This is a genomic window from Hydrophilobacter chitinilyticus (genome assembly GCF_049860745.1).
In the GTDB taxonomy this organism is placed as follows: domain Bacteria; phylum Pseudomonadota; class Gammaproteobacteria; order Burkholderiales; family Burkholderiaceae_C; genus Rhodoferax_B.
On record NZ_CP187561.1, the window covers coordinates 5,423,434 to 5,449,810 of the forward strand.

The window sequence follows — 26,377 nt, forward strand, 5'->3', positions numbered from 1 at the left end:
GCATGAAATTCCGCAGAACCCTGCTGACCATGGTGGCCGCCGCTGCCGCACTGGCCGCCTTCTCTGGCACGGCGCTGGCGCAAGCCACCTACAAGGCCGAGTACAAGATGTCGCTGGTGCTGGGCCCGCCCACTCCTTGGGGCCAGGCCGGCAAGATCTGGGCAGACCTGGTGAAAGAGCGCACTCAAGGGCGCATCAACATCAAGCTGTACCCCGGCGTGTCGCTGATCCAAGGCGACCAGACGCGCGAGTTCAGCGCGCTGCGCCAAGGTGTGATCGACATGGCGGTGGGCTCCACCATCAACTGGTCGCCGCAGGTGAAGCAGTTGAACCTTTTCTCCATGCCCTTCCTGATGCCCGACTACGCCGCACTGGACGCGCTGACGCAAGGCGAAGTCGGCAAAGACCTGTTCAAAACGATTGAAAAAGCCGGTGTGGTGCCGCTTGCCTGGGGCGAAAACGGCTACCGCGAAATCACCAACTCGAAACACGCCATCAAGTCGCCTGCCGATTTGAAGGGCATGAAAATTCGCGTGGTGGGCTCACCGCTGTTTGCCGACGTGTTTACCGCGCTGGGCGCCAATCCCACACAAATGAGCTGGGCCGATGCACAACCTGCCTTGGCCAGTGGCGCGGTCGATGGGCAAGAGAACCCGCTGTTCCTGTTCACAGTGCTGAAGATGCACAACGTGGGCCAGAAGTTTGTAACCACCTGGGGCTACGTGGCCGACCCGTTGATCTTTGTGGTCAACAAAGAAATCTGGTCGTCGTGGACACCAGCCGACCAAGCGATCGTCAAACAAGCTGCGCTGGACGCGGGTCAGCAAGAAATCGTCATCGCACGCAAAGGCCTGGTCGAAGCCGACAAGCCGCTGCTGAAAGACATTGCGGGTATGGGCGTGACGGTGACGCAGTTAACGCCAGCCGAACGGGCTGAGTTTGTGAAGGTCACGCGCCCGGTGTACGACAAATGGAAGTCGACGATTGGCGCAGACTTGGTGACGCGCGCCGAGAAGGCGATTGCCTCGCGCCCGGTGAAGTAAGCCTTTCGCTTCACACATAAAAAAAAGCCCCGCAACGCGAGTTGTGGGGCTTTTGCTTTGGCAGAACCGTTTAAGCGGCTTAGTGCTGCAGGATCTTGTTCAAGAAATCCTTGGTACGCGGTTGGCGGTTTTCCGGGTGCGTGAAGAACTCTTCCTTCGAGCAGTCTTCCAGAATGCGGCCACCCACATCGATAAAGATCACGCGGCTGGCCACCTTGCGTGCAAAGCCCATTTCGTGGGTCACACACATCATAGTCATGCCTTCTTTGGCCAACGTCACCATCACGTCCAACACTTCGCCCACCATTTCGGGGTCGAGTGCGGAAGTGGGTTCGTCAAACAACATCACCATCGGGTCCATGCTCAAGGCGCGGGCGATGGCCACACGTTGTTGTTGGCCGCCAGACAATTGGCCGGGGAACTTGTCCTTGTGCGCCATCAGGCCCACGCGGTCCAGCATCTTCAAGCCGCGCACTTTGGCGTCGTCTTGTGAACGGCCAAGCACCTTGATCTGCGCCAGCGTCAGGTTTTCGGTCACAGACAAATGCGGGAACAGTTCAAAGTGCTGGAACACCATGCCCACGCGGCTACGCAGTTTGGGCAAGTCGGTCTTGGGGTCGTGCAGTGGCACGCCGTCGACAAAGATCTCGCCCTTTTGGAAGGGTTCGAGCGCGTTCACGGTTTTGATCAGTGTGGACTTGCCCGAGCCCGACGGGCCGCACACCACCACCACATCGCCCTTGGAGATGCTCACATTGCAGTTGTTGAGCACCTGAACCGGGCCATACCATTTGGATACGTTTTTAATTTCAATCATGTTGTCAGCCTTTTGAGCCCTCTCAATGCATCAGCGGATGATGGCAATCTTTTTGTGCAAGCGTTTGACCAGCCACGACAGAGCGAAGCAGATCGCGAAGTAGACCACAGCGGCCAGCAGGTAAGCCTCTTCGGGGCGGCCGAAGTTCTTGCCCGCCGTCTCGAACCCCTTGAGCAAGTCGTACGCACCAATGGCGTAGACCAGCGAGGTATCCTGGAACAAGATGATGGTCTGCGTCAGCAACACCGGCAGCATGTTGCGGAAGGCCTGCGGCAGCACCACCAAACGCATGTTCTGGCTGTAGGTCATGCCCAGCGCCTGCCCTGCGAACACCTGGCCGCGTGCAATCGACTGAATGCCCGCGCGCATGATTTCGCTGAAGTAAGCCGCCTCGAAACACACGAAGGTGATGATGGCGGAATACTCGGCACCAATCGGCCGACCAATGAGCTTGGGCACCAGCAGGAAGAAGCCCAAGATCACCATCACCAGGGGCACGGAACGCATGCCGTTGACGTAGAACGCGGCCGGCGTGTCCAGCCACTTCTTGCCCGACAAGCGCATCAAAGCCAGCAGCGTGCCAAAAAACACGCCGCCTGCGGTCGCCACAAAGGTCAGAAAGATGCTGAAGTAAAAACCCTTGAGCACATAACTGCGCACCAGGTCCCAGCTGTAGAAGGAAAAATCTAAACCTAGCATTTCAGTGGCCTCCCGTTCCGCCAGAGGACATGAATCCAGGCACACGCGTCTTGCGTTCAATGAAGGTCATGATGCGGTTCACCAGCATCGCGCTAGCGGCGTACAGCACCACCACAGCCAAATAGATCTCGATCTGCGCGGCCGTCTCTTCACCCGCCTGCAGATAAAACTGCGTCAGCTCGGGGATGGACACCGCGAACGCCACAGACGAGTTCTTGAAGATGTTCATCGACTCGCTGGTCAACGGCGGCAAGATGATGCGGTAAGCCATGGGCAGCAACACGTAACGGTAATACTGAAACGTGGTGAGCCCCATCGCCATGCCGGCATAACGCTGGCCGCGCGGCAAGGCTTGAATGCCCGAACGCAATTGCTCGGCAATACGTGCGGAGGTGAAGAAGCCCAGCGCACACACGACCAACATGAATGGCGGTACATCGCGCAGTGCCGGAATCATTTTCGGCAATACGAAGTACCACAGGAAAACCTGCACCAGCAATGGAATGTTGCGAAACAGCTCCACCCAGGCATTGCCGAAACGCACCCACCCAGGGTTGTTTGGCAAGGTACGCAATGTTCCGATGATGGAGCCAACGATCAACGCGATCGCCAGCGCCGTGAGGGCAACGCCCACAGTCCAGCCCCAGGCATGGAGCATCCACTGAAGGTACGTTTGATCTCTGCCTGCCGCGAAGCAGCCGGAGACTACTTCGTTGTCGATGGTGTTGCGGCAGAACACCTCCCAATCCCAATTCGCCATCGGCGACTCCTCTGCATTGGATGCTAATGCCCCATTGGGCATCAGCAAGCCTTCAAACAGCAAGTGCCCGTCCACAAGGACGGGCACCACAAGGTATGCCGCTTTATTTCTTTAAAGAAACTTCAGCAGCAAGCGTGCTTACTTGCTGACGTATTCTTCCATTGGCTTGTTGTTGGGGCTGGCCCAAGCAGCCTTGGTAGCGTCCGACATTGGCAGGTTCAGAGGACGGTTGGTTGGAGGCACGGGTTGCATGAACCACTTGTCGTACAGCTTGGTCAACGAGCCGTCCTTGATCTGGCGGGCAATGCTTTCGTCCACCACCTTCAGGAAAGCCGCGTCGTCCTTGCGCACCATGCAAGCGATAGGCTCAACCGACAGCTCTGGGCCGACGATCTTGAATTCATTGGGGTCTTTAGCCTTGGAGATGTTGGCTGCCAGGATGGAGCCGTCCATCACAAAAGCGTCTGCACGGCCAGATTCCAGCAGCAGGAAGCTGTCGGCGTGGTCCTTACCCAGGACTTCCTTGAAGTCGATGCCTTGTGCGCGCTCGTTCTTGCGCAAGGTTTGAACCGAAGTGGTGCCGGTCGTCACGGCAACGGTCTTGCCGTTCAGGTCCTTCAGGTCCTTGATGCCGGAGTTGGCCTTGACGGCAATACGCACCACTTCCACATAGGTGGTGTAGGCGAAGTCCACGTCCTTCAGGCGTGCACGGTTGTTGGTGGTGGAGCCACATTCCAGATCGACGGTACCGTTTTGCACCAGCGGAATGCGGTTTTGCGAGGTCACTGGCGAGTAGGTGATCGTCAGCTTCTTGCCCACGGTCTTGCTCAGGTCGTCAACAATGCGCTCGGCCATTTCGGTGTGAAAGCCTGCGTACTTTCCATTGCCCAGCGTGAACGACAGTGCGGACGAGTCACGCACACCCAAGCTGATGTTGCCGCTGGCCTTGATCTTGGCCAGGGTGTCATTGGCTTGTGCGAAGGCACCGGTCACGGTCAAAGCGGTCACGGCCAGGGCAAGCAAATGTTTTTTCATTGAAAACTCCTCATATGTATAGAAACGACGCACCCCGAATTTTAAAGACTCGGATGCACGGGATAACCCTCGTGCTCAGATTTGGTGCGTAAAAAACCATCGAAAGACTCCGATGGCAGTCTATATGCAGACTCTGTGCCTGCTATGCATTGCCATCAATTCCTTATGCCTTCTTGGAGTCCTCACGCTACCGATATCACTCCGGCTTCTGCACCATCATTTCAATGATCGTGCCTAATTGCGGGCTCATGGGCAAGTTGATGCTTACCCCAGATGGCAGCTTGCGCAGAAACCAGCGGGTGTAGAAGCGCTCAAGATCACCATCGGCAGCCAGGGTGCTGAAAGTCTTGACCACCAGCGCTTTCATAGGTGCGTCGTCCTTGCGGAACATGATTCCGTAGGGGTCGTACGACAAAAACTCGCCGACCACCGCGTAGTTGGCCTGCGCTTTGTTCTGCGCCAGCAAGCCATACAGCAGCACATCGTCTGTCGCAAAGGCGTCTGCCTTGTCGGCCCCCAACTGGGCAAAGGCTTCGGCGTAGTCGGTGGTCACCAAGAAATTCAGGTTGAGCTTGAATTTATCGGACAGGCTGCGCATGGCTTTCTCGCCAGTGGTGCCACCGGCCACGACCACGCGTTTGCCGACCAAATCGCGGAACGACTTGATGGGAGAGCCCTTCTTCACCATCAGCTTTGAGCCTGAGACAAACGTGGTGGGCGAAAACGCCACCTGCTTTTGCCGCTCCAGGTTGCTGGTGGTGGAGCCGCATTCCAGGTCGACCTCGCCCGAAGTGACGGCCTCGATGCGTGAGTCAGCGGTGACCGGACGCCACTTGATCAGCAGCTCTCGGTCGACCGCCACGCCCATGGCATCGACCAGCGCACGGCAGATGTCGATGGCGTAACCCATGGGCTCGCCGCGCGCCGAGATGTAAGAGAACGGGATCGACGCCTCGCGGTAGCCGATGGTCACCGCGCCCGAGTCAAAAGCCTTTTTTAGGGTGCCCGTCAGTCCGGTAGCTGCCGACTGCGCCAGCGCCCCCGCGCTGAACGTCAACACCAGCAAGCCACCAAGCCAGCGCTTGGCGCAGAAGGATCGCATGTGGGCAGACATGGCGGCCTCGCTCAAGCGTGCGCCTTGCCGGACATGCTCAGGGCCGCTTCTGCGTCCAGGAGCTTGGCATTGCGCTCGGCTTCGGCCTCGGGCGCCAACTCTCCTTCCCACTTGGCGACCACGGCGGTGGCGATGGAGTTGCCCACGGCGTTGGTGGCAGAGCGGCCCATGTCCAGGAACGTGTCTACACCAAGGATCAGCAAAAGACCGGCTTCGGGAATGTTGAACTGGTTCAAGGTGGCAGCAATCACCACCAGCGAAGCGCGCGGCACACCCGCCATGCCCTTGGAAGTCATCATCAGGATCAGCAACATGGTGAGCTGCGTGGAAAGCGGCAAATGGATGTTGTACGCCTGGGCGATGAACAACACCGCAAAGGTGCAGTACATCATGGAGCCATCGAGGTTGAACGAATAACCCATCGGCATCACAAAGCTGGAGATCTTGCGCTTCACGCCAAAACGGTCGAGGGCGTCCAAAATCTTGGGGTAGGCCGCTTCAGAGCTGGCCGTGGCAAACGACAGCATGAAGGCTTCTTTGATCAGCACCAGCAGCTTGAGGATACGGGGGCCCAAAAACACAAAGCCCGCAAACACCAGAATGCCCCACAACAGAAACAAGCTGATGTAGAAGTCGCGCATGAACACGGCGAACTTCACCAGAATCTCCAGGCCGTTGACCGACACGGTGGCCGCCATGGCCGCCAGCACCGCCAGCGGCGCCAGCTTCATCACGTAGCCGGTGATCTTCAGCATGACGTGCGAGAGCTCGTCGATCGCGGTAACCAAGGTTTTACCCTTTTCGCCCAAAGACGCCAGCGCCACACCAAAGAACATCGAGAACACGACGATCTGCAAGATCTCGTTGTTGGCCATGGCTTCGGCAAAAGACTTCGGCACGAGGTGGCTGACAAAGTCTTTCAGTGTGAACTTGGACGTGGCCAAACCGGCCGAGGCACCAATATCGGGCAGCGGCAGCCCCAGGTTCTCACCAGGCTTGAGCCAATTCGACATGATCAGCCCCAGCACCAGCGAGATCAGCGAGGCGGTGATGAACCACGCCAAGGCCTTGCCAAACACGCGGCCCACAGACGACGCGTCGCCCATGTGGGCAATGCCCACCACCAAGGTGGAGAACACCAGCGGCGCGATCAGCATCTTGATCAGGCGCAGAAAGATGTCGGAAATGATCGAGATGTAGCCCGCGATTTCAGTGGCGGCTTTGTGGTCTGGGAAGCTGGTATAGACCATGTAGCCCAGAATGATGCCAAGCACCATCGCAATCAGGATGGTGACCGCCTGCGGCATTTTTTTCTTCATTTGTCGTCCTCGTAGTCGATTCGGGTGAATTACTTGCTCGAAACTCAATACAAAAATGTGATTTTTAAGTATTGTTTTTCTTGTAGTTATTAGAGCACTTTGTATGCCATCAAGAAGCAGTTTTACGCACCAGCGCCACAGGTTGCGTTAGCTTTTCTGGCACCAGCAAGGCCTCCAGCTCGGTGCGGGTCATGATGCCCAGCGACTCGGCCACCTCGCCAATGGGGTGGCCGGTTTTCATCGCAGTCTTGGCGATCAGCGCCGCCTTCTCGTAACCAATGATGGGGTTCAGCGCGGTGACCAGCGTCACAGATTCGCGCACACGCTTGGCCAGCAGTTCGCGGTTGGGCTCGATACCGGCCACACAGTTGGTTTGCAGCGTGCGGCAAGCTTGGCTCAAATGTTCAATGCTCTTGAACAGGCTCCAGCCCATGATGGGCTCGAACGCGTTGAGCTGCAACTGCCCTGCCTCGGAGGCCATGGTCACGGTGACGTCGTTGCCAATCACTTCAAACGCCACCTGGTTCATCACCTCGGGGATCACCGGGTTCACCTTGCCCGGCATGATGCTCGAGCCCGCCTGGCGCGCGGGCAGCCGAATATCGCCAAAGCCGGCCTGCGGGCCGCTGGAGAGCAGGCGCAAGTCGTTGCAGATCTTGCTGAGCTTGCAGGCCACACGCTTGAGCACCCCCGAGAGCTGCACAAAGGCGCCGGTGTCTTGTGTGGCTTCGATCAGGTTGCTGGCCTTCTCTACCGGCACACCGCTGATCTCGGCCAGCAGTTGGCAGGCGCGGTCTGAATAACCGCCGGGCGCGTTGATGCCGGTGCCGATGGCGGTGGCGCCGAGGTTGATTTCCTGGATCAATGCACGCGCCTCGCGCAGACGGGACTCGTCTTCACCAATCATCACCGCATAGGTCAAAAACTCCTGGCCCAGGGTCATGGGCACGGCGTCTTGCAACTGGGTGCGGCCAATTTTCAGGATGTCTTTGAACTCGTCGGCCTTGGCCTCGAAGCCATCGCGCAGAAACGCCATCGACGCCAGCAGGCGTTCGATGCCCAGCCACAGCGCGATACGCACTGCCGTCGGGTACACGTCGTTGGTGCTCTGCGAGGCGTTGACGTGGTCATTGGGGTGCAGCACGTCGTAGCGGCCTTTTTCCAGGCCCAGCTTTTCGAGTGCCAGGTTGGCGATCACCTCGTTGGCGTTCATGTTGGTAGAGGTGCCGGCGCCGCCTTGGATCACATCGACCACAAACTCGGCGTGCAACTTGCCCGCGACCAGGTCGTCACAAGCGGCGACGATGGCGTCAGCCAGTTTGGCGTCGAGCACACCCAGCTCCACATTGGTGCGCGCAGCCGTTTTCTTGACGAAGGCCATGGCGCGGATCAAGTCCGGCATGGCCGAAATGCGGGTGCCCGAGATCGGAAAGTTGTCTACTGCCCGCGCCGTGTGCACGCCCCAATAGGCGGTGGACGGAATCTCTTTTTCACCCAGAAAGTCGTGTTCGACGCGCACATTGGTAGACATACAGATCCTTGGCAGTGGAGAAGGTGGCGAACTGTAAATGTGCAGTCCACCAAACTCCAATGCTGAATCCGGGCCGCTTTATGCGCAAGCGTTATAGATAGCGACAAGACGCGCCAGCCGCTAGGTTTGCCAGGCGAAGCGCTGGGGTACCACCGGCCGATTGGGGCGCTTTCCGGGCGCCTCACCGGGCGACCTAGAGAAAACCCCTAGATGCCACGGAGTCGAACCTAGCCCGCCAAGTAAGCCCACAGCGCCTGCGCCGTGCTCTTGGCCGCCGCAGGGCCGTTTGGCTTTTCGCGGTAGGCGCGAATGTCGAGCACGATCTCCATGCCGCCCAAGGTGGACGGCGCCGCCGGCACCAGGCGCCGGGAACGCAGCTCGCGCTTCACTGCGCTGCTCGGTAAAAACGCAATGCCGTGGCCTTCAAGGGCCATGGCTTTCAGGCCTTCGGCCATGTCGGTCTCGTACACGCGGTCGAGGTGGATGGCCGTGGCCGACTGCTGCAGGATCATGTCCACCGTCTGGCCCAAATAAGCGCCGGGCGCATAACCCAGGTACGGCAGCAACTGGCCAGGATGGCCGGGCAACTGGTACATGGGCGAGCCATCGGCATTGGCACGCACGTAGGGGGCGATGACCTCCTGGCCCAGCGTCACCATTTCATACCGGTCGGCCGGCAGTTGGATGGGCAGCGAGCTGTGGTGGTAGGCGATGAGCAGGTCGCAGCCGCCTTCCACCAGGCGCACCATGGCGTCGTGCACGTTGGCGGCGATGAGGCGGCTTTTGAAGTGGCCAAACTTGTCTTTGAGCTGCGTGACCCACGGCGGGAAAAAGGTAAACGCCAGCGTGTGCGGCACGGCGAAGTCGACCACGTCTTTGCCCGCCGACTGGTGGCCGCGCAGCATGGCGCGTGTGCTCTGCAGCGCCTGCAGCATTTCCAGCGCTTGGGCGTACAGGGTTTCGCCTGCGGCGGTCAGGCGAGTGGGGTACGAGGTGCGGTCGACCAGATCAGTGCCCGCCCAACCTTCCAGCGCCTGGATGCGCCGCGAAAACGCCGGTTGTGTGACGTGGCGCAGTTGCGCCGAGCGGCTGAAGCTACGCGTCTCGGCCAGGCTGACAAAGTCTTCAAGCCACTTGGTTTCCATGCTGCAGATCCTGACCTTTGATGATCTTTTAAAGAGGCGTGATCAAGGGCTTGCCCGCAAAGTGCAGGTTGGCGTTGTCCACAAAACGCACCACCGAAGCCTGCATCGCCTCGGGCGACCAGCCGCCCAGGTGCGGGGTGAGCACCAGGTTGTCAAAGCCCAGCAGCTCGGCGGGCGGCGCGGGTTCGCTCTCGTACACGTCAAGCCCGGCGCCGTGGATCACGCCATCACGCAAGGCTTGCGCCAAGGCGGCGGTGTCAACCACGCTGCCCCGCGCAATGTTCACCAACACGCCCTTCGCGCCCAGTGCGCGCAGCACTTCCGCATTGACCAGGTGGCGCGTGGCCGCGCCGCCGGGCGTGGCCACCACCAGAAAGTCGGCCCAGGTGGCAAGCGCCAACACATCGGCAAAGTAGCTGTAGGGCACGTCTTGTTTGTTGCGGCCGCAGTAGCCAATCTCGATGTCGAAGCCTTGTGCGCGGCGCGCCAGCTTGCGGCCAATGGCGCCCAAGCCCAAGATGCCCAGGCGACGGCCCGACACGTTGGGCGGCATGGGCACGGCGTTGCGCCACACGCCGGCGCGGCATTGCTGGTCGAGCGAGCGCAAGTTGCGCACGGCGGCCAGCAGCAACATCATGGCGTGGTCGGCCACGCAGTCGTCGTTGGTGCCTGCGCCGTTGGCCAGGGCGATGCCGCGTTGGCGCGCGTGGGCAAGGTTGATGTTTTCATACCCCACGCCCAGGGCCGAGACGAATTCCAGCTTAGGCATGGCGTCGATCTGCTCGGCGCTCAAGCCCACCGCGCCGTTGGTCAACACCGCGCGGATGGTGGCGCCGTGGGTGGCCAGAGCCTCGGGCCACTGCGCCGGCTCGGGCGCGTAGACCAGATCGAAATGTTCGGAGAGCAATGTGCGGTGGTGATCCGCCATGTAGATGAGGCAGAGAAGCTGAGGATGCATCGGGCGCTGAACCTTTGAACCGTGTAACAACGCCATTGTGCTTCAAGCCGCGCCCTGAAAATCCAGCAAAACTACATCTTTAATAGCACCTTGCGCATGGCTGGTATACGCAAACGATCTAAAAAGCTCAAGCCGCCTCCACCGCTTCTTCCGTGCCTTGGCTGGCCTGCTGCATCTCCCACATGTTGGCGTAGCGCTGGCCCAGCGCCAGCAGCTCGGTGTGCGTGCCGCGCTCGATGATGCGACCGGCGTCCATCACCAGGATCTCGTGCGCATCGACCACCGTGGACAAGCGGTGCGCAATCACCAGCGTGGTTTTGTTGCGCGCGGCGGTGTGCAATTCGCCCTGGATGGCGCGCTCGTTGGCAGAGTCCAGCGCCGAAGTGGCTTCGTCAAAAATCATGATGGGCGGGTCTTTCAGCAGCGTGCGCGCAATCGCCACGCGCTGCTTTTCGCCGCCCGACAACTTCAGCCCACGCTCGCCCACCGCCGTGTCGTAACCCTTGGGCGTGCCGGCAATGAAATCGTGGATGCGTGCCGCGCGCGCCGCCTGCTCCACCTGCTGGCGATTCGCGCCGGGGCGGCCATAGGCAATGTTGTATTCCACGGTGTCATTGAACAGCACGGTGTCTTGCGGCACGATGCCAATCGCCTGGCGCAAGCTGGTTTGCGTAACCTGCCGAATGTCTTGCCCGGCAATGCGTATGCTGCCTTGCTGCACGTCATAAAAGCGGTAGAGCAAACGCGCCAGCGTGGACTTGCCCGAGCCCGAGGGCCCGACCACCGCCACCGTTTTACCGGCCGGGATGTGCAGGCTCACGTCGTGCAGGATGGGCCGCGCCGGGTCGTAGGCAAAGTGCACGTGTTCAAAAGCCACGTCGGCGTGGCTCACGGCGTGCACCAAGCCTTCGGCGGTGCACTCTTCCTGGTCTGCCGAGCCAACCGACGTAGGCAAGCGCAGTGCGGGCGCGCCCGGTGCATCGGCCACTTCGCGCGGCTGCTCCAGCAGGGTGAACATCTTTTCCAGGTCGGTCAGGCTCTGCTTCAGCTCGCGGTAGATCACGCCCAAAAAGCCCAGCGGAATGTAGAGCTGGATCATGAAAGCGTTGACCATCACCAGGTCGCCCAGCGACATGGTGCCGGCCACCACCCCCAGTGTGGCACGCCACAGCATCACCACCAGGCCAGTGGCAATGATGAACTGCTGGCCGGCGTTCAAGAAGCTCAGCGTGTTCTGGCTCTTGATGGCGGCGCGGCGGTAGCGGTCGAGGTTTTCGTCGTAGCGCTGGGCTTCAAAGGCCTCGTTGTTGAAGTATTTGACCGTCTCGAAGTTCAGCAGCGAGTCGATGGCGCGGCTTTGTGCCGTGGAGTCCAGCTCGTTCATCTGCTTGCGGAACTGCGTGCGCCACTCGGTCACCACTACCGTGAAGGTAATGTAGACCACCAGCGCCACCAGCGTGATCCAGGCAAACCAGGCGTCGAACTTCACCGCCAGGAAGGTGAGTACCAGGCCGACTTCGATCAGCGTGGGGATGATGCTGTAGAGCGAATACGAGATCAGCGAGTTGACGGCGCGTGTACCGCGCTCGATGTCGCGCGTGAGGCCGCCGGTTTGCCGCTCCAGATGGAAGCGCAGGCTCAGGCCATGCAGGTGCTCAAACACTTCCAGCGAGATGCGCCGCGAAGCACCCGCCGTGGCCTTGGCAAACACCAGCTCGCGCAATTCGGCGAACAGCGAGGTCGACAAGCGCAGCAAGCCGTAGCCCAGCAGCAGCGCCACGGGCACTGCCAATACTGCTTCGGGGCGCAGGCCGCCGCTGGCAGTAACCGGGTTGGGCGTCATCGCGTCCACAAGGTTCTTCAGCAACACGGGCACACCGACGTTGGCCACCTTGGCGGCGATCATGCAGCCCAGGGCGATCAACACACGCCACTTGTACTCCCACAGATAGGGGAACAGGCGGCGCAGGGTGCGCCAGTCCGATGTGGCAGGCTTGGTGCCGGGCGCGGACGTGCTGTCCTGCGCAGGCATAGGGATTCGGGAGGAGGCGGTTTCGCCAGATCGGCGCATGGGGGAGAATCTCGGCTTGTTGTTATCTCGCAGATTGTCCCTCATGACCGAAACCCCCAACCCCCTCCACGTCGAATTACCCACAGACATGGAGCTGGTGCTCAAAGTGATTCCTATGCCGGCCGACTGCAACGCCAACGGCGACATCTTCGGCGGCTGGGTGATGGCCCAGGTCGACTTGGCCGGTTCGGTACTGCCAGTGCGCCGCGCGCAAGGTCGCATCGCCACGGTGGCGGTGAACGAGTTTGTCTTCAAGCAGCCCGTGCGCATTGGCGACCTGCTGTCGTTCTTTGCCAAGATCACACGCGTGGGCCGCACGTCCATCTCCATCAAGGTGGAAGTGTTTGCCGAGCGCATGCGTTCGCAGGGCCGCCACATCAAGGTGACCGAAGCGTCGCTGACGTACGTCGCCATCGACGACAACGGCCAACCGCGCGAAGTGGGGCCAGAGGCGTAAACACGTTGTGAATTCCGTGGCCCCGCCGGTCAGCCGGGGCAGCTTGCTTCATCAAGATCGATAGCAGCTTTCGCCCGCCCTATGCGTGATTGCAGACGGCAAGGCACTCAGTTTTTACCCTAGTCACTTTCGCGTCACACCTGCAGGTGTTTCCAGGCCCCATGCGGGCCAACCCTGAAGACATGCCCTAGAGCCACCGCTATAACCAAGCCCATCCTATTCAAACGGAGGGCGCGGCAGGCATGGTTCAAATCATCCAACTGTTGATCAGCGGTGTTGCGCAGGGCTGCATCTATGGGCTGATCGCGTTGGGTTTTGTGCTGATCTACAAAGCCACCGAAACCGTCAGCTTTGCCCAAGGTGAGTTGATGATGCTCGGCGCCTTTGCCGGGCTAGCGTGTATGGGTTTGTTCGACCTGCCCTTCTGGCTCGCCGCCGTATGTGCGGTGCTCGGCATGGCCGTGTTCGGCATGCTGCTGGAGCGCCTGGTGATCCGCCCCATCCTGGGCCAACCCGCGTTCTCTATCGTCATGCTGACCATCGGCATTGGCTACGTGGCGCGCGGCGTGATCACCATGCTGCCCGGCATTGGCACCGAAACCCATTTGCTGCCCGTACCCTACAAAGACGTGGTGTGGCGCGTGGGCGCACTGGTGCTCAACGCCGAGCAACTGGTGGTGATCGCGGCCACTGCCGTGTTGTGCGGTTTGTTGTTTGCGCTGTTTCGCTACAGCAAGCTCGGCATCGCCATGCAGGCTGCATCGCAAAACCAACTGGCGGCCTACTACATGGGCATTCCGGTACAGCAGTTGAATGGTTTGGTGTGGGGCCTGGCCGCAGCCGTGGCGGCCATTGCCGGGCTGCTGCTAGCGCCCATCACCTTTGTGCACGCCAACATGGGGGTGATCGGCCTCAAGGCATTTCCCGCTGCGGTGGTAGGCGGCTTTGGCAGCCTGCCGGGCGCCATCGTCGGCGGGCTGGTGATTGGCTGCGTGGAATCGTTCTCCGGTTTCTACCTGCCCGAAGGTTTTAAAGACATTGCGGCCTACATCGTGGTGCTGCTGATGTTGATGCTCAAGCCGAATGGTTTGTTTGGTTCGACCATGCGGAAGAAAGTTTAAGGCCCGCCGCCCCATGCGCTTCGAATTCAAAACCAGCTACGCCCAAGATATTGGCTTGGTGCGCCACTCAGGCTACGCCTTTTGGTACGGCCTGCTGATGGCGGCGCTGCTGCTCGCCCCTTGGCTGGTGCAAGAGTACTGGCTCGCGCAACTCACCTTTGTGCTGATCTACGCGCTGGTGGGTTTGGGGCTGATGCTGCTGGCCGGCTTCACCGGGCAGTTCTCCATCGGCCACGCCGCCTTCTTGGGCGTGGGTGCCTACACCCAAGGCGTGTTGACCAACATGGGTTGGCCGTTTCCCTTGGCGCTGGTGGCTGCGGCCGTGCTGTCTGCCGTGGTGGGCGTGCTGGTGGGTGTGCCGGCGTTGCGCGTAAAAGGCATCTACCTGGGCATTGCCACGCTGTCGTTTGGCTTCATTGTGGAAGAGGTGTTGGCGCGCTGGGAGTCGGTCACTGGCGGCAATGCCGGGCTGCACGTGAAGCCGCCACAAATCGGCACGTGGAAGCTCGACAGTGAGCCCGAGTTTTACTACCTGTGCCTGCTGCTCGCGGTGTTGGCCACGCTGGGTATTTTGAACTTGCTGCGCTCGCCCACCGGCCGCGCGTTTGTGGCGATACGCGACTCCGAGGTGTCGGCGCAAAGCATGGGCATTCACCTCGCGCGCTACAAAACCTTGGCGTTTGCACTCTCGGCCGCACTGGCCGGTTTGGGCGGCGCTTTGTACGCGCACCGCCTGCAATTCATCTCGCCCGACCAGTTCAACGTGCTGCAGTCCATCGACCTGTTGTTGATGGTGGTCATCGGCGGTCTGGGCTCGGTGCACGGCGCATTTTTGGGTGCCATGTTTCTCATCGCCATGCCGCAACTCATCTCGCAAACCAAAGACTACTTGCCCGAGGCCATTGGCCAAGCACCAGGTTTGCAAGGGCTGGTTTACGGGCTGGTGTTGATTGCGTTTGTGTTGTTTGAACCGCTAGGCTTGTACGGCCGTTGGCTGAAGCTGCGCACCTACTTTCAGCTCTTTCCGTTCTACCGCAAGGGCATGTTCAAGCGGCAGAAGTCCTTCCAAAAGTCCGACCGCCTCAAATGACCGACACCACCACGCCCCTGCTGTCGGCACGCAATCTCAGTGTGCGTTTTGGCGGGCTGCTGGCCGTCAACAACGTGAGCTTCGACGTCATGACCGGCGAGGTGTTCACCCTCATTGGCCCCAACGGCGCGGGCAAGACCACGGTGTTCAACTTGATCAGCCGGCTCTACGCGCCCACCACCGGCGAAATCATGTTCGGCGGTGAATCGCTCACCGTGCGCGCACCCCACGCCATTGCGGCGGCAGGCATTGCGCGCACGTTCCAAAACATTGAATTGTTTGAGCACGCCACCGTACTGCAAAACCTGCTGGTGGGCCGCCACATCCACCGGCAAACGGGGTTATGGAGCGACTTGTTTTTCCCCGCCCGCGCACGCGCCGCTGAAGTGGCCGCACGTGAGAAGGTGGAACAGATCATCGACTTCCTGCACCTGCAGCACCACCGCGACGCACTGGTCGCCGGCCTGCCCTACGGCGTGCGCAAGGTGGTGGAGTTGGCACGCGCCTTGTGCACCGAGCCCAAGCTGCTGCTGCTCGACGAGCCCTCTTCCGGCCTCAACGTCGAAGAGACCGACGACATGGCGTTCTGGATCCAAGACATCCAGCAAGAGCTGGGCATTACCGTGCTGATGGTGGAGCACGACATGTCGCTCGTCGCCAAAGTCTCCACGCGTGTGTTGGCCATGAACCAGGGCGAGGTTTTGGCCCAAGGCACACCACGCGAAGTGCAGGCGCACCCGGCGGTGATGGAGGCGTATTTGGGCTCGATTGAAGACGTGTCTTCGCTGCACCGCAAGCCCGATGCTGCGTTGCCAGAGAGGAGAGTCACATGAGCGAAATGCCGCCGCCAGTGAGCGACCAGCCCGTGCTGCGGTTGTCGAACGTAGAGAGCGCCTATGGCCCCATCAAAGCCATTCGCGGTGTGAGCCTGCAAGTGCGGCGAGGCGAAATTGCCACCGTGCTCGGTGCCAACGGCGCGGGCAAAACCACCATTCTGAAAACCATCTCCGGCATCATCGACCCGCGCAAGGGTACGGTGGAATTCAAGGGCGAAGACATCACCGCGCAAGACCCGGCACACATCGTGCGCGAAGGCCTGAGCCACGTGCCCGAGGGGCGCGAAGTGTTCCCGCTGCTGAGCGTGCGCGACAACCTGCTGATGGGCGCCTACACCCGCAGCGACCAAGACGACGTGATGCGCGACCTGGAAACGGTGTACGCCTACTTCCCAATTCTGCGCGAACGTGCGCAGCAAGACGCGGGTTTGCTGTCGGGCGGGCAGCAGCAGATGCTGGCCATCTCGCGCGCCCTGATGGCCAACCCCGATTTGATTTTGCTCGACGAACCCAGCCTGGGCCTGAGCCCCAAGCTCACCAAAGATATCTTCGAGATTGTGGTGCGCATCAACCGCGAACACGGCACGACCATCTTGCTGGTGGAGCAAAACGCCAACATGGCGCTCAATGCCTCCGACTTTGGCTACGTGCTGGAGAACGGCCGCATCGTGATGGAAGACACCTGCGCCCACCTGCGCGAGAAAGACGACATAAAAGAGTTCTACCTCGGCATCAAAGAAGACAGCGTGCGTGGCGAACGCCGCTGGAAGAAAAAGAAAAACTGGCGCTAAGCAGCCCCCCGCCTTCAACACTAGGAGCCACATCGTCCATGCGAGGCCTTTGGGACACCACCCACATTCAGCCGCAAATAGCCAGCGTGCTGCCCGGCGACACCATTCCGGCCATGTTCTGGAATGCGGTGCGCCAGCGCAGCGCCAACGTCTGGCTGCGGCAAAAGAAGCTGGGCATCTGGCATAGCTGGCGTTGGCGCGAAGCGGGTGACGCCGTGCGCGAAATAGCGGCCGGCTTGTTGAGCCTGGGCTTCACCCGTGGCGACTGCGCCTCCATCGCCGCCAACACCACGGTTGATTGGGTGTTTGCCGACCTGGCGGTGCTGAGCTGCGGCGGTGTGAGCAACGGCATCTACCCCACCGACGCGCCAGCGCAAATGCAATTCTTGTGCGCCGACTCCAGCACCAAGCTGCTGTTTGTCGAGAACGACGAACAGCTCGACAAGGCACTGGAAGTGCGCGCCGAGCTGCCGCTGTTGCACACCATCGTGGTGTTCGACATGCGCGGCCTGCGCCAGTTGAACGAGCCCGGCGTGATCAGCCTGGACGACCTGCGCGCCACCGGCCGCGCCTACCTGGAAAAACACCCCACAGCGGTAGAGGCCTGCGCCACCGATTGCCGCCCCGAGGACCTGGCCATTCTGGTCTACACCTCGGGCACCACCGGCAAACCCAAGGGCGCCATGCACACCCATGGCGGCCTGGTCTACACCGTGCGCGGCTACAACACACTCATCGCACAAACCGAAGACGATGAACGCATCTGCTTCCTGCCGTTGTGCCACATTGCCGAGCGCCTGGGCGGCGAATACTTTGCGCTCTACACCGGCACCAAACTCAACTTCGTTGAAAACCCCGAGACCGTGCCAGAGAACGTGCGCGAGATTGCGCCCACGGTGTTCACCGCCGTGCCACGCGTGTGGGAGAAGTTTTATTCGGGTGTGATGATCGGCTTGAAGGAAGCCAGCCGCGTGCAGCAAATGGCCTACGCGTGGAGCATTGGCGTGGGCCACGCCGTGGCCGACCGCGTGCTCGCCGACCAGCCGGTGAGCGCCGCGCTGCGCTTCAAATTTGCCGTGGCGCGCGGCCTGGCGTTGAACAACACACGCAAGCTGATCGGCATTCACCGCGCACGTTTTTGCGTCACCGGCGCGGCGCCGATTTCGGCCGAGCTGGTGCGCTGGTACCTGGCACTGGGCGTGCCCATGCTGGAGGTGTGGGGCATGACCGAAACCTGCGGCGCCGCCACCGGCGTGCCCGCCAAACGCATGCGCCCCGGCACCATTGGCCCCTCTGCGGGCTACAACGAAATGCGGCTTGACCCGGCGACTGGCGAAATTCTGGTGCGCGGCCCCAACGTGTTTGCGGGCTACCTCAACCTGCCCGAGAAAACCGCCGAGGCCCTGGACGCCGACGGCTGGCTGCACACCGGCGACGTGGGTGTGGTGGACGGCGAGGGTTATTACCGCATCACCGACCGCATCAAAGACATCATCATCACCGCCGGTGGCAAGAACGTGACGCCGAGCGAGCTGGAAAACGAGTTGAAGTTTTCCCCGTACATCACCGATGCGGTGGTGATCGGCGACAAGCGGCCCTACCTCACGGTGATCGTCATGATCGACCAGGACAACGTGGAGAAGTTTGCGCAAGACGCCGACGTGCCCTTCAGCAACTACAGCAGCCTGACGCGCAGTGCCGAAGTGCAGCAACTCATTCAAAGTGAGCTGGAGCGCGTGAACAAAAAGTTTGCGCGGGTGGAGCAGATCAAGAAGTTCTATCTGCTGGAAAACCAACTCTCAGCAGAAGACGAAGAACTCACACCGACCATGAAGCTCAAGCGCCGCCTGGTCGAGAGCAAGTACGCGGAGCAGATCGACGCCATGTACCGATGAGGTTCTGCTGATGTGCTGCTGATCTTCCGCTGAATTACCGCTGAAACATCGTTGTTCAAAAAAAGGAGACTGCCATGAAACCCAAGTTGCTAGGCACGGCCGCGCTGCTGGCCGCCACGTTCACCGCGCCGCTGGCCCTTGCGCAATCCCAAGGCGTGAGCAAGAGCGAAATCACGCTCGGCTCGATTCAAGATTTGTCGGGTCCGCTGGCGGGCTTTGGCAAACAGATCCGCTCCGGCATGGTCTTGCGCGTGGACGAGATCAACGAACAAGGCGGCATCAACGGACGCAAGCTGGTGCTCAAAGTGGAAGACTCGGGCTACGACCCGAAGAAGGCCGTGCTGGCCGCGCAAAAGCTGGTGAACCAGGACAAGATTTTCATCATGCTCGGCCACCTGGGCACGGCGCAAAACATGGCCGCCATGCCGGTGCAGTTCGACAAGAACGTGATCAACTTCTTCCCGGTAACAGCGGCGCGCGAGATGTATGAACCGTTCCACAAACTCAAGTACTCGTTTGCCGCCACCTACTACGACCAGATCCGGCTGCTGTCGCCCAAGCTGGTGAAAGACAAGGGCGCGAAGAAGGTGTGCGCGCTGTACCAGGACGACGAGTTTGGCCTTGAGGTGTTGCGCGGCGCCGAGGCCGGGCTGAAGACCATCAACATGGAGCTGGTGGAAAAAGCCTCTTACAAGCGCGGCGCCACCGACTTCTCTTCGCAGGTGGCCAAGCTCAAGGCCAGCGAGTGCGACTTCGTGGTGCTGGGCACCATCATCCGCGAGACCATTGGCGCGATTGGCGAGTCGCGCAAGACCGGCTTCAACCCCACGTTCCTGGGGTCGAGCGCGGCCTACACCGACCTGATCCACAAACTCGGCGGCAAACCCATGGACGGCCTGTACGCCGCCATGACGGTGCAACACCCCTACCTGGACGAAGCCTCGCAACCGCTGCGCTTCTGGGCCAACAAATACAAGACCAAGTTCAACGAAGACCCCACAGTGTTCTCGGTCTACGGCTACAGCGTGGTCGACTCGTTTGCCAAGGCAGCCGAGAAAGCCGGCCCCAACCTCAGCACCGACAGCTTCATCAAGGTAATGGACACCATGGTCTACCCACCCGACATGTTCGGCTCAGCCGAGGCGCGCTACAGCCCGACCAAACGGCTGGGCAACGATGTGTCGCGCTTGTCGCAGTTGCAGGATGGGCGCTGGAAGGTGGTTTCGGACTACGTGAAGCCCTGACTAGGTTTTAAATAAAAATGGCTACTGGCGCCTACTAAATATGCGCCAGTAGCTTCTTTTTTTTATAGCAACTACGACACAATGTAAGCCGCAGCCCCCGTGGCCAGCAAGCGACCATTGGCGTCCATGAACTCCATACGGGTAGACGCCACGCGCGAGCCCAGGCGCAGCACCTCGGCCTGCAGCGTGAAGCCGTCGCCAATGCCCGGGCGCAGGTAGTCGATGCGCAGGTCGATGGTGCCCAGCTTGCCGAAGCGTTGCAGGCGCTGCAGCGGCGGCTCATCCAGATGGCGCGCGCCGATGGCGGCCATGACGGCCAAGCCCCCCAGGCCGTCGAGCGCGGCGCTGATCACGCCGCCGTGGATGCGGTTGTGCGAGAAGTGCCCCACCAGCTCGGGCCGCATGGCAATCGCGCCGGTAACCTTCTCTGCGGTCAAGCCGGTGATCTTCAAACCCAGTACTTGGTTGAAAACAATTTTTTCCTCGAAAATGTTGCGCAAGGCGGCTTCAAATTCGGGCTCGAATACAACCGGAGAGAGTGGGGTTTGGCTCATGTCGCTTATTGTGTCGTGCCCCGATCCTCTGCGCCCTGTAAGCTCGCCCGATTTGCTGGACGTTTTCCCCCATTTTTGCCCTTCAAGATGCCACTGACCACCGACAACCCCCTGACCCTGGAATGGACCACGCTGCAGAACAACTTCGAGCAGTACGAACGCACCGCCTTATGGGTGAAGCTGGTCACTGTGGCGTTGTTTGTGGTGGGCTTGTTGTACGGTATGCCCACCGAGTCGGCCATCGTGCTGATGCTGGTGCTGTGGCTGCAAGAAGCCATTACCCGCACCAGCCAGGCCCGTTTGGGCACGCGCCTGCTGCACATCGAGCTGATGCTGCGCCGGGGCGACGACGACAACGGCTCCGCCTGCCAGTTGCACACCGACTTTGAAACCAGCCGGGGTGGTGCTGGCGCGCTGTTGTCAGAGTATTTTCACAACGCGCTGCGTCCCACGGTGGCGTTTCCGTACGTGGTACTGGTGGTGGCGCAGTTGGTGCTGGGCGCGGGGTAACACACAGGTCCTGACCACGCTGCCGCCCTGAACGAAAAAGCCCTGGCGTCTTGCGACCCAGGGCTTTTGTTTTGGAGCGACGTGGCTCAGTGTTCAACCACCTTGCGAATGGTGTCGGCCAGCTCAGCGGCCACAAACTTGCCGACGTAAGCATCCGCACCAGAGCTGGTGACGTGCGACTCATTGGCGGTGCCAGAGAGCGACGAGTGGATCACCACCGGCAAGGACTTGAATCGAGGGTCTTGCTTGATCTTGCGCGTCAGCGTGAAGCCGTCCATTTCAGGCATTTCCAGATCGGTGAGCACCATCGCAACCTTGTCGCGAATGGTCTTGCCCTCCGCCTTGGCCGCGTCGTCCAGCATTTGGAGCCGGTCCCAGGCCTCCTTGCCGGTTTTGGTCATGATGTAAGGCACGCCCATGGCCGACAAGCCTTCTTCAATCAGCTTGCGCGCCAGCAAGGAATCGTCCGCTGCCAATACCACCGTACCTGGAGGAATCTTCACCTTGGGGCCCATGAGCGCCGGATCCACATCAGGGCCAACAGGTGGCACCACATTGCGCAGAATCGACTCCACGTCCAGCACCTGGGCCAAACGGGAGTTGTCCACGTCGCCATCCAGACGCGCAATGCTGGTGATCATGCCGCCAGCGGTGCTGGACTCGGCCGACAACACCTGGCGCCATTCCAGACGCACGATCTGGTCGACCTCCTCCACCGCGAAGCCTTGGGTGGAACGTGCGTACTCGGTCACCATCAAGATGTTCAAACCGTTTTTCGGCACACAGCCGACCGCGCCAGCCAGGTCGATCACCGGGATCACCTGACCGCGAATATTGGCCATACCCAATAAATGCGCAGGTGCGCCGGCCACGGCCGTCACCGGCGGCATGACCATGATTTCGCGCACCTTGAAAACGTTGATGCCAAACAACTCGCGCTGCTGAGAAACGCCGGCCTCGCCCAGACGAAACAGCAAAAGTTCAAACTTATTGCTGCTGGTGAGGTTGGTTCTCTCGTCAACTTCCTGCTGCACAGTGCTCATTGTGTTCCCCTGTTGTGCTCGCCATTAGAACCGTAATTTGCAATTTTTTACAAGCCGGTGGAAAGATAGATTCACACCGCACTTCGTCGCCTCTGCACGCCGCGTCAGTGCGGCTCGCGTGGCCCAGGGAGTGCCATCAAACCGCTAGCGCCAACACCCCCTATTGCAGCAGGGCGAATTTTAAAAACGGCCACGGCGGCCACCAACTGATCGGCTTGCGAACGCAAGCTAGCAGCGGCTGCAGCCGATTGCTCCACCAACGCGGCATTTTGCTGCGTGGCTTGGTCCATCTGTGTAACGGCTTCGCTGATTTGCGACACCCCGGCGTTTTGCTCGGAGCTGGCGGCACTGATCTCGGCCATGATGTCCGTCACGCGGCGGATCGATTGCACCAGCTCGGTCATGGTGCTGCCGGCTTGGTCAACCAGTTGGGTGCCTTGCTCGACGCGGCCTACGCTGTCGGAAATCAGCGCCTTGATCTCCTTGGCGGCATCGGCCGAACGGCCCGCCAGGCTGCGCACTTCAGACGCCACCACGGCAAAACCACGCCCCTGCTCACCGGCACGCGCGGCTTCCACCGCGGCATTCAACGCCAGGATGTTGGTCTGGAAAGCAATGCCGTCGATCACGCCGATGATGTCGACAATCTTTTTCGAGCTGTCGTTGATGCCCTTCATGGTGTCGACCACCTGGCCCACCACCGCCCCGCCCTGCTGCGCCACTTTCGAGGCCTGTACGGCCAGCTGATTGGCCTGCTGCGCGTTGCTGGCGTTTTGCTGCACGGTGGAGTTCAGTTCTTCCATCGACGCGGCTGTTTCCTCCAGGGCAGAAGCCTGGTGCTCCGTACGGGCGCTGAGGTCGTGGTTGCCCTGGGCGATTTCGCCACTGGCCGAAGCCACACTTTCCGAGCCTTGGCGAACCGTGGCCACCAGCGACACCAGGTTGTTCTGCATCAAGCGAAACGCCTGCTGCAAATCGGTGGCTTCATCGCGCCCTTCCACTTCCACAGTTTCAGTCAGGTCGCCTTCGGCAATGCGGTTCGCGCTGTCAGCCGCACGGCGCAGCGGGTGAACAATGGAACGCGTCAGCACGAACGCCAACGCTGCCCCCAGCAACACGGCCAACACGGCACAAATGACCAGCACCTGCTGGCCTTGAGCCGCGTTGTCCTTGGTTTGTTGCACCGATTCGTTGTACAGCTTGAGCTGATAGTCAGCCAACAGCCCGATGGCAGCGCTGTACGCTTTGGCCATCGGCTCCAACTCGGCTTGGATGCGGTCAAAAACGTCTTGCCCTTCTTGCTTGCGTTGCAACAGGTCGACCCGAGCGGCTGAGTATTTGGCGCGTGCGGCCTGAATGTCTTCCAGCAGCTTCTTGCCCTCGTCGCTGGTCACCAGTTCGGCCACGCGCTTGGCCACCACGTTGGTTTCAGCGGAGGTTTTGGCCATTTCGGTCTGCCATCCCTCCATGCGCAATGCGTCGTTTTCCATCGCCAATGCTCGGGTGCGCACCCAGTTCACGTCAATGAACTGGCGCCATTGCGTGGCCAGACGCAGACGTTCGGAGTCGGTGGTGGCCACCTGTTCAGTCGTCTTGGCAAGTTCGCCAATGCGCCATACGCCGACGGCCACGCAGGCCGCCAAAATCACCAAAATGATCGAAAACGCCAACGCCAAACGCACGCCGATCCGCGTGCTCCGCAACACACTCATTCTTGCTCCTTATTTCTTCTTGACTGGGCTAGCGCCGGCGAAGACCGTGGTGCACCGACACAGGGTTATCGGCGTTGCGCCAACAACATTGAGGCTATTAAACCCCGAAACGGCGCGCCCGTAACCAAATGTTCCATGATCGGCTCGGGATTGGCTACGCAGCGCAAATCCAACATTTGGCGGCGATGGGCTTCACGACCGCCTTAAGGCTTTGCTACACTGGCCCTCTATGTTCATCCACAGCACGATCGTTGCAGGCTGCCCCGGCCAGGGAGCCTGGTCTTGGCGCAAGCCACTTATCGCGCGCACCTGATCTGCACGGGCCCACCCGTGCGCCCACGCCTAGCCTCCCGTCCACAGTGGCCAACGGCAAAGCATTGCTTGAATGAACGCAGCACCCCGTGCTGTTAGCCCGGCACACCGCCCACTTACATAGGTGCTCGCCGGACTTAATCTCAGAAGGTATTTCCGTGATTACCGAACTCGAATTCAAAAGCCTGGCCCAGGATGGGTACAACCGCATCCCCTTGATCGCCGAGGCGTTTGCCGACCTCGAAACCCCGCTCTCGCTCTACCTGAAACTAGCCTATGCCAAAGACGGCGGCAAATACAGCTTCTTGCTGGAATCGGTGGTGGGTGGCGAGCGTTTTGGCCGCTACAGCTTCATCGGCCTGCCGGCGCGCACCTTTGTGCGCTGCCAGGGTTTTGGCGCCGAGGCGACCTCTGAAGTGGTGCAAGACGGCGTGGTGATTGAGACCGCCACCACCGCCGACTACCCTACACCGCTGGAATTCATCGCCGCGTACCAAAAGCGCTTCAAGGTCGCGATCCGCCCCGGCATGCCGCGCTTCTGCGGTGGCCTGGCCGGCTACTTTGGCTACGACGCGGTGCGCTACATCGAGAAAAAACTCGAGGCCACCTGCCCGCCCGACAGCCTGGGCTGCCCCGACATCATGCTGCTGCTGTGCGAAGAGGTGGCGGTGATCGACAACCTCTCGGGCAAGCTCTACCTCATCGTCTACGCCGACCCGACCCAGCCCGAGGCCTATGCCAACGGCAAGAAGCGCCTGCGCGCGCTGAAAGACCAGCTGAAGTATTCGGTCAGCGCGCCCAGCGTCAAGGCCACGCAAAGCTACCCGGCCGAGCGCGACTTCGCCAAGGCGGACTACATTGCGGCCGTAGAGCGTGCCAAGGAGTTGATCGCCGGTGGCGACTTCATGCAGGTGCAGATTGGCCAGCGCATCAAGAAGCGTTTCACCGAATCGCCGCTGTCGCTGTACCGCGCGTTGCGGGCACTGAACCCGTCGCCCTACATGTTTTATTACCACATGGGCGACTTCCACATCGTGGCCGCGTCACCCGAAATTCTGGTGCGCCAAGAAGCCACGAGCGAAGGCCAGAAGGTCACCATTCGGCCATTGGCTGGCACGCGCCCCCGCGCTGCCGACCCGGTGCGCGATCTGGAAGTTGAAAAAGAGCTCATCAACGACCCGAAAGAGCGCGCCGAACATGTGATGCTGATCGACCTGGCGCGCAACGACATCGGCCGCATTGCCAAAATCGGCAGCGTCAAGGTGACCGAAGCCTTTGCGGTAGAACGCTACAGCCACGTGATGCACATCGTGAGCAACGTCGAAGGCCTGCTCAAAGACGGCATGAGCAACATCGACGTGCTTAAAGCCACCTTCCCCGCGGGCACGCTGACCGGCGCGCCCAAGGTGCACGCCATGGAACTGATCGACCAACTTGAGCCCACCAAGCGCAACCACTACGGCGGCGCCTGCGGCTACCTGAGCTACGCCGGCGACATGGACGTGGCCATCACCATCCGCACCGGCATCATCAAAGACCAAACGCTGTACGTGCAGGCGGCAGCCGGCGTGGTGGCCGACTCGGTGCCCGAACTCGAATGGAAAGAAACCGAGCACAAGGCGCGCGCGTTGTTGCGTGCCTCGGAGTTGGTCGAAGAAGGTCTGGAATAAGCTGCGGAACAAGGCGAACGGAACACATCATGGCAAAGAAAACCAAACTGCTGATGGTCGACAACTACGACAGCTTCACCTACAACATCGTCCAATACTTTGGCGAGCTGGGGGCCGAGGTAGAGGTCTACCGCAACGACGAAATCACCATCGAAGACATCGCCGCGCGCCAGCCCGACCGGCTGGTGATTTCGCCCGGACCTTGCTCACCCAAAGAGGCCGGTGTGTCTGTAGCGGCCATCGAATACTTTGCCGGCAAGCTGCCGATTTTGGGCGTGTGCCTGGGTCACCAATCGATTGGCGCGGCCTTTGGCGGGCGCATCATCCGTGCGCAGCAACTCATGCACGGCAAGACCAGCCGCATCACCACCACGCAGCAAGGTGTGTTTGCGGGCCTGCCAGAGCAGTTTGTGGTGAACCGCTACCACTCGCTGGCGATTGAGCGCGCCAGCTGCCCCGAGGTGCTGGAAGTCACAGCCTGGACCGATGATGGCGAAATCATGGGTGTGCGCCACAAGACGCTGGACATCGAGGGTGTGCAGTTCCACCCCGAGTCCATCCTCACCGAACACGGCCACGCCATGCTGAAGAACTTTTTGGAACGCGCGGCGTAACGGCCGCAGCTCTACAAAATACATAGCTGCCCACGC

Annotated in this window: 24 protein-coding genes; 11 read left to right on the forward strand and 13 right to left on the reverse strand. The window is 60.6% G+C overall.

All coding sequences use genetic code 11. The features are described 5' to 3' along the window. Positions 1–2: 2 nt before the first annotated feature. Positions 3–1,043 (forward strand): DctP family TRAP transporter solute-binding subunit, encoded by a 1,041-nt coding sequence (locus ACPWMG_RS24350; protein ID WP_483302065.1) that lies wholly within the window; start codon positions 3–5, stop codon positions 1,041–1,043. 79 nt (positions 1,044–1,122) lie between these two features. On the opposite strand, the gene ACPWMG_RS24355 is transcribed toward ACPWMG_RS24350, so the two are convergent. The 10 genes from ACPWMG_RS24355 to ACPWMG_RS24400 form a co-directional block, all read right to left on the reverse strand. Then, a complete protein-coding gene (locus ACPWMG_RS24355; protein WP_483302066.1) occupies positions 1,123–1,860 on the reverse strand; it encodes an amino acid ABC transporter ATP-binding protein in 738 nt (245 codons plus the stop codon). Positions 1,861–1,890: 30 nt separating this feature from the next. Further along, positions 1,891–2,559: an amino acid ABC transporter permease gene (locus tag ACPWMG_RS24360; RefSeq protein WP_483302067.1), complete on the reverse strand. Its 669-nt coding sequence runs from the start codon at positions 2,557–2,559 to the stop codon at positions 1,891–1,893. Position 2,560: 1 nt separating this feature from the next. Beyond that, complete coding sequence (locus tag ACPWMG_RS24365) at positions 2,561–3,319, reverse strand: amino acid ABC transporter permease (protein WP_483302068.1); 759 nt, start codon at positions 3,317–3,319, stop codon at positions 2,561–2,563. Positions 3,320–3,457: 138 nt separating this feature from the next. Then, the gene (locus ACPWMG_RS24370) at positions 3,458–4,354 is read right to left on the reverse strand and encodes a transporter substrate-binding domain-containing protein (RefSeq protein ID WP_483302069.1); all 897 of its coding nucleotides are present in this window, start codon (positions 4,352–4,354) and stop codon (positions 3,458–3,460) included. A 196-nt stretch (positions 4,355–4,550) separates the two neighbouring features. Further along, complete coding sequence (locus ACPWMG_RS24375; protein ID WP_483302070.1) at positions 4,551–5,468, reverse strand: amino acid ABC transporter substrate-binding protein; 918 nt, start codon at positions 5,466–5,468, stop codon at positions 4,551–4,553. 11 nt (positions 5,469–5,479) lie between these two features. After that, positions 5,480–6,787: a dicarboxylate/amino acid:cation symporter gene (locus ACPWMG_RS24380; RefSeq protein ID WP_483302071.1), complete on the reverse strand. Its 1,308-nt coding sequence runs from the start codon at positions 6,785–6,787 to the stop codon at positions 5,480–5,482. A gap of 109 nt (positions 6,788–6,896) precedes the next feature. Next, entirely contained in the window at positions 6,897–8,318 is a 1,422-nt protein-coding gene (locus ACPWMG_RS24385; RefSeq protein WP_483302072.1) for an aspartate ammonia-lyase, read from the reverse strand. Between the two features lie 227 nt (positions 8,319–8,545). Then, on the reverse strand, positions 8,546–9,463 hold the full coding sequence (locus tag ACPWMG_RS24390; RefSeq protein ID WP_483302073.1) for a LysR substrate-binding domain-containing protein: 918 nt from the start codon (positions 9,461–9,463) through the stop codon (positions 8,546–8,548). Positions 9,464–9,491: 28 nt separating this feature from the next. After that, on the reverse strand, positions 9,492–10,421 hold the full coding sequence (locus ACPWMG_RS24395) for a 2-hydroxyacid dehydrogenase (RefSeq protein WP_483302074.1): 930 nt from the start codon (positions 10,419–10,421) through the stop codon (positions 9,492–9,494). A 127-nt stretch (positions 10,422–10,548) separates the two neighbouring features. Next, positions 10,549–12,492 (reverse strand): ABCB family ABC transporter ATP-binding protein/permease, encoded by a 1,944-nt coding sequence (locus ACPWMG_RS24400; protein ID WP_483302075.1) that lies wholly within the window; start codon positions 12,490–12,492, stop codon positions 10,549–10,551. Positions 12,493–12,535: 43 nt separating this feature from the next. On the opposite strand from ACPWMG_RS24400, the gene ACPWMG_RS24405 reads away from it, so the two are divergent. The 7 genes from ACPWMG_RS24405 to ACPWMG_RS24435 all read left to right on the forward strand — a co-directional run bounded on the left by ACPWMG_RS24405 (position 12,536) and on the right by ACPWMG_RS24435 (position 19,926). Beyond that, complete coding sequence (locus ACPWMG_RS24405; protein WP_483302076.1) at positions 12,536–12,949, forward strand: acyl-CoA thioesterase; 414 nt, start codon at positions 12,536–12,538, stop codon at positions 12,947–12,949. 242 nt (positions 12,950–13,191) lie between these two features. Continuing rightward, the gene (locus ACPWMG_RS24410) at positions 13,192–14,070 is read left to right on the forward strand and encodes a branched-chain amino acid ABC transporter permease (protein WP_483302077.1); all 879 of its coding nucleotides are present in this window, start codon (positions 13,192–13,194) and stop codon (positions 14,068–14,070) included. 13 nt (positions 14,071–14,083) lie between these two features. Beyond that, a complete protein-coding gene (locus ACPWMG_RS24415) occupies positions 14,084–15,160 on the forward strand; it encodes a branched-chain amino acid ABC transporter permease (protein WP_483302078.1) in 1,077 nt (358 codons plus the stop codon). Beyond that, on the forward strand, positions 15,157–15,993 hold the full coding sequence (locus ACPWMG_RS24420; protein WP_483302079.1) for an ABC transporter ATP-binding protein: 837 nt from the start codon (positions 15,157–15,159) through the stop codon (positions 15,991–15,993). The genes ACPWMG_RS24415 and ACPWMG_RS24420 overlap by 4 nt, the downstream gene beginning before the upstream one ends. Then, positions 15,990–16,787: an ABC transporter ATP-binding protein gene (locus tag ACPWMG_RS24425; protein ID WP_483302080.1), complete on the forward strand. Its 798-nt coding sequence runs from the start codon at positions 15,990–15,992 to the stop codon at positions 16,785–16,787. The genes ACPWMG_RS24420 and ACPWMG_RS24425 overlap by 4 nt, the downstream gene beginning before the upstream one ends. A gap of 38 nt (positions 16,788–16,825) precedes the next feature. After that, positions 16,826–18,682 carry an AMP-dependent synthetase/ligase gene (locus tag ACPWMG_RS24430; protein WP_483302081.1) on the forward strand — a complete coding sequence of 619 codons (1,857 nt, stop codon included), beginning with the start codon at positions 16,826–16,828 and terminating at the stop codon, positions 18,680–18,682. Positions 18,683–18,756: 74 nt separating this feature from the next. Further along, the gene (locus ACPWMG_RS24435) at positions 18,757–19,926 is read left to right on the forward strand and encodes an ABC transporter substrate-binding protein (protein ID WP_483302082.1); all 1,170 of its coding nucleotides are present in this window, start codon (positions 18,757–18,759) and stop codon (positions 19,924–19,926) included. Between the two features lie 71 nt (positions 19,927–19,997). Here the strand turns inward: ACPWMG_RS24435 and ACPWMG_RS24440 are convergent, their stop codons facing one another. Next, complete coding sequence (locus tag ACPWMG_RS24440) at positions 19,998–20,480, reverse strand: thioesterase family protein (protein ID WP_483302083.1); 483 nt, start codon at positions 20,478–20,480, stop codon at positions 19,998–20,000. A gap of 87 nt (positions 20,481–20,567) precedes the next feature. Here ACPWMG_RS24440 and ACPWMG_RS24445 point away from each other — a divergent pair, with 87 nt between their 5' ends. Next, positions 20,568–20,990 (forward strand): hypothetical protein, encoded by a 423-nt coding sequence (locus ACPWMG_RS24445; protein ID WP_483302084.1) that lies wholly within the window; start codon positions 20,568–20,570, stop codon positions 20,988–20,990. Between the two features lie 86 nt (positions 20,991–21,076). Here the strand turns inward: ACPWMG_RS24445 and ACPWMG_RS24450 are convergent, their stop codons facing one another. After that, positions 21,077–22,033 carry a chemotaxis protein gene (locus ACPWMG_RS24450; protein WP_483302085.1) on the reverse strand — a complete coding sequence of 319 codons (957 nt, stop codon included), beginning with the start codon at positions 22,031–22,033 and terminating at the stop codon, positions 21,077–21,079. A gap of 104 nt (positions 22,034–22,137) precedes the next feature. Further along, the gene (locus ACPWMG_RS24455) at positions 22,138–23,745 is read right to left on the reverse strand and encodes a methyl-accepting chemotaxis protein (RefSeq protein WP_483302086.1); all 1,608 of its coding nucleotides are present in this window, start codon (positions 23,743–23,745) and stop codon (positions 22,138–22,140) included. 470 nt (positions 23,746–24,215) lie between these two features. On the opposite strand from ACPWMG_RS24455, the gene ACPWMG_RS24460 reads away from it, so the two are divergent. Next, positions 24,216–25,727, forward strand: a complete 1,512-nt coding sequence (locus ACPWMG_RS24460; RefSeq protein ID WP_483302087.1) for an anthranilate synthase component I family protein — start codon at positions 24,216–24,218, stop codon at positions 25,725–25,727. Positions 25,728–25,756: 29 nt separating this feature from the next. Further along, on the forward strand, positions 25,757–26,341 hold the full coding sequence (locus ACPWMG_RS24465) for an anthranilate synthase component II (RefSeq protein ID WP_483302088.1): 585 nt from the start codon (positions 25,757–25,759) through the stop codon (positions 26,339–26,341). Positions 26,342–26,377: the final 36 nt, after the last annotated feature.

Bases quoted from the DNA above. Each gene is read 5' to 3' on its own strand.
- ACPWMG_RS24350 (WP_483302065.1), top strand. From the start codon at position 3: ATGAAATTCCGCAGAACCCTGCTGACCATGGTGGCCGCCGCTGCCGCA.
- ACPWMG_RS24355 (WP_483302066.1), bottom strand. From the start codon at position 1,860: ATGATTGAAATTAAAAACGTATCCAAATGGTATGGCCCGGTTCAGGTG.
- ACPWMG_RS24360 (WP_483302067.1), bottom strand. From the start codon at position 2,559: ATGCTAGGTTTAGATTTTTCCTTCTACAGCTGGGACCTGGTGCGCAGT.
- ACPWMG_RS24365 (WP_483302068.1), bottom strand. From the start codon at position 3,319: ATGGCGAATTGGGATTGGGAGGTGTTCTGCCGCAACACCATCGACAAC.
- ACPWMG_RS24370 (WP_483302069.1), bottom strand. From the start codon at position 4,354: ATGAAAAAACATTTGCTTGCCCTGGCCGTGACCGCTTTGACCGTGACC.
- ACPWMG_RS24375 (WP_483302070.1), bottom strand. From the start codon at position 5,468: ATGTCTGCCCACATGCGATCCTTCTGCGCCAAGCGCTGGCTTGGTGGC.
- ACPWMG_RS24380 (WP_483302071.1), bottom strand. From the start codon at position 6,787: ATGAAGAAAAAAATGCCGCAGGCGGTCACCATCCTGATTGCGATGGTG.
- ACPWMG_RS24385 (WP_483302072.1), bottom strand. From the start codon at position 8,318: ATGTCTACCAATGTGCGCGTCGAACACGACTTTCTGGGTGAAAAAGAG.
- ACPWMG_RS24390 (WP_483302073.1), bottom strand. From the start codon at position 9,463: ATGGAAACCAAGTGGCTTGAAGACTTTGTCAGCCTGGCCGAGACGCGT.
- ACPWMG_RS24395 (WP_483302074.1), bottom strand. From the start codon at position 10,421: ATGCATCCTCAGCTTCTCTGCCTCATCTACATGGCGGATCACCACCGC.
- ACPWMG_RS24400 (WP_483302075.1), bottom strand. From the start codon at position 12,492: ATGCGCCGATCTGGCGAAACCGCCTCCTCCCGAATCCCTATGCCTGCG.
- ACPWMG_RS24405 (WP_483302076.1), top strand. From the start codon at position 12,536: ATGACCGAAACCCCCAACCCCCTCCACGTCGAATTACCCACAGACATG.
- ACPWMG_RS24410 (WP_483302077.1), top strand. From the start codon at position 13,192: ATGGTTCAAATCATCCAACTGTTGATCAGCGGTGTTGCGCAGGGCTGC.
- ACPWMG_RS24415 (WP_483302078.1), top strand. From the start codon at position 14,084: ATGCGCTTCGAATTCAAAACCAGCTACGCCCAAGATATTGGCTTGGTG.
- ACPWMG_RS24420 (WP_483302079.1), top strand. From the start codon at position 15,157: ATGACCGACACCACCACGCCCCTGCTGTCGGCACGCAATCTCAGTGTG.
- ACPWMG_RS24425 (WP_483302080.1), top strand. From the start codon at position 15,990: ATGAGCGAAATGCCGCCGCCAGTGAGCGACCAGCCCGTGCTGCGGTTG.
- ACPWMG_RS24430 (WP_483302081.1), top strand. From the start codon at position 16,826: ATGCGAGGCCTTTGGGACACCACCCACATTCAGCCGCAAATAGCCAGC.
- ACPWMG_RS24435 (WP_483302082.1), top strand. From the start codon at position 18,757: ATGAAACCCAAGTTGCTAGGCACGGCCGCGCTGCTGGCCGCCACGTTC.
- ACPWMG_RS24440 (WP_483302083.1), bottom strand. From the start codon at position 20,480: ATGAGCCAAACCCCACTCTCTCCGGTTGTATTCGAGCCCGAATTTGAA.
- ACPWMG_RS24445 (WP_483302084.1), top strand. From the start codon at position 20,568: ATGCCACTGACCACCGACAACCCCCTGACCCTGGAATGGACCACGCTG.
- ACPWMG_RS24450 (WP_483302085.1), bottom strand. From the start codon at position 22,033: ATGAGCACTGTGCAGCAGGAAGTTGACGAGAGAACCAACCTCACCAGC.
- ACPWMG_RS24455 (WP_483302086.1), bottom strand. From the start codon at position 23,745: ATGAGTGTGTTGCGGAGCACGCGGATCGGCGTGCGTTTGGCGTTGGCG.
- ACPWMG_RS24465 (WP_483302088.1), top strand. From the start codon at position 25,757: ATGGCAAAGAAAACCAAACTGCTGATGGTCGACAACTACGACAGCTTC.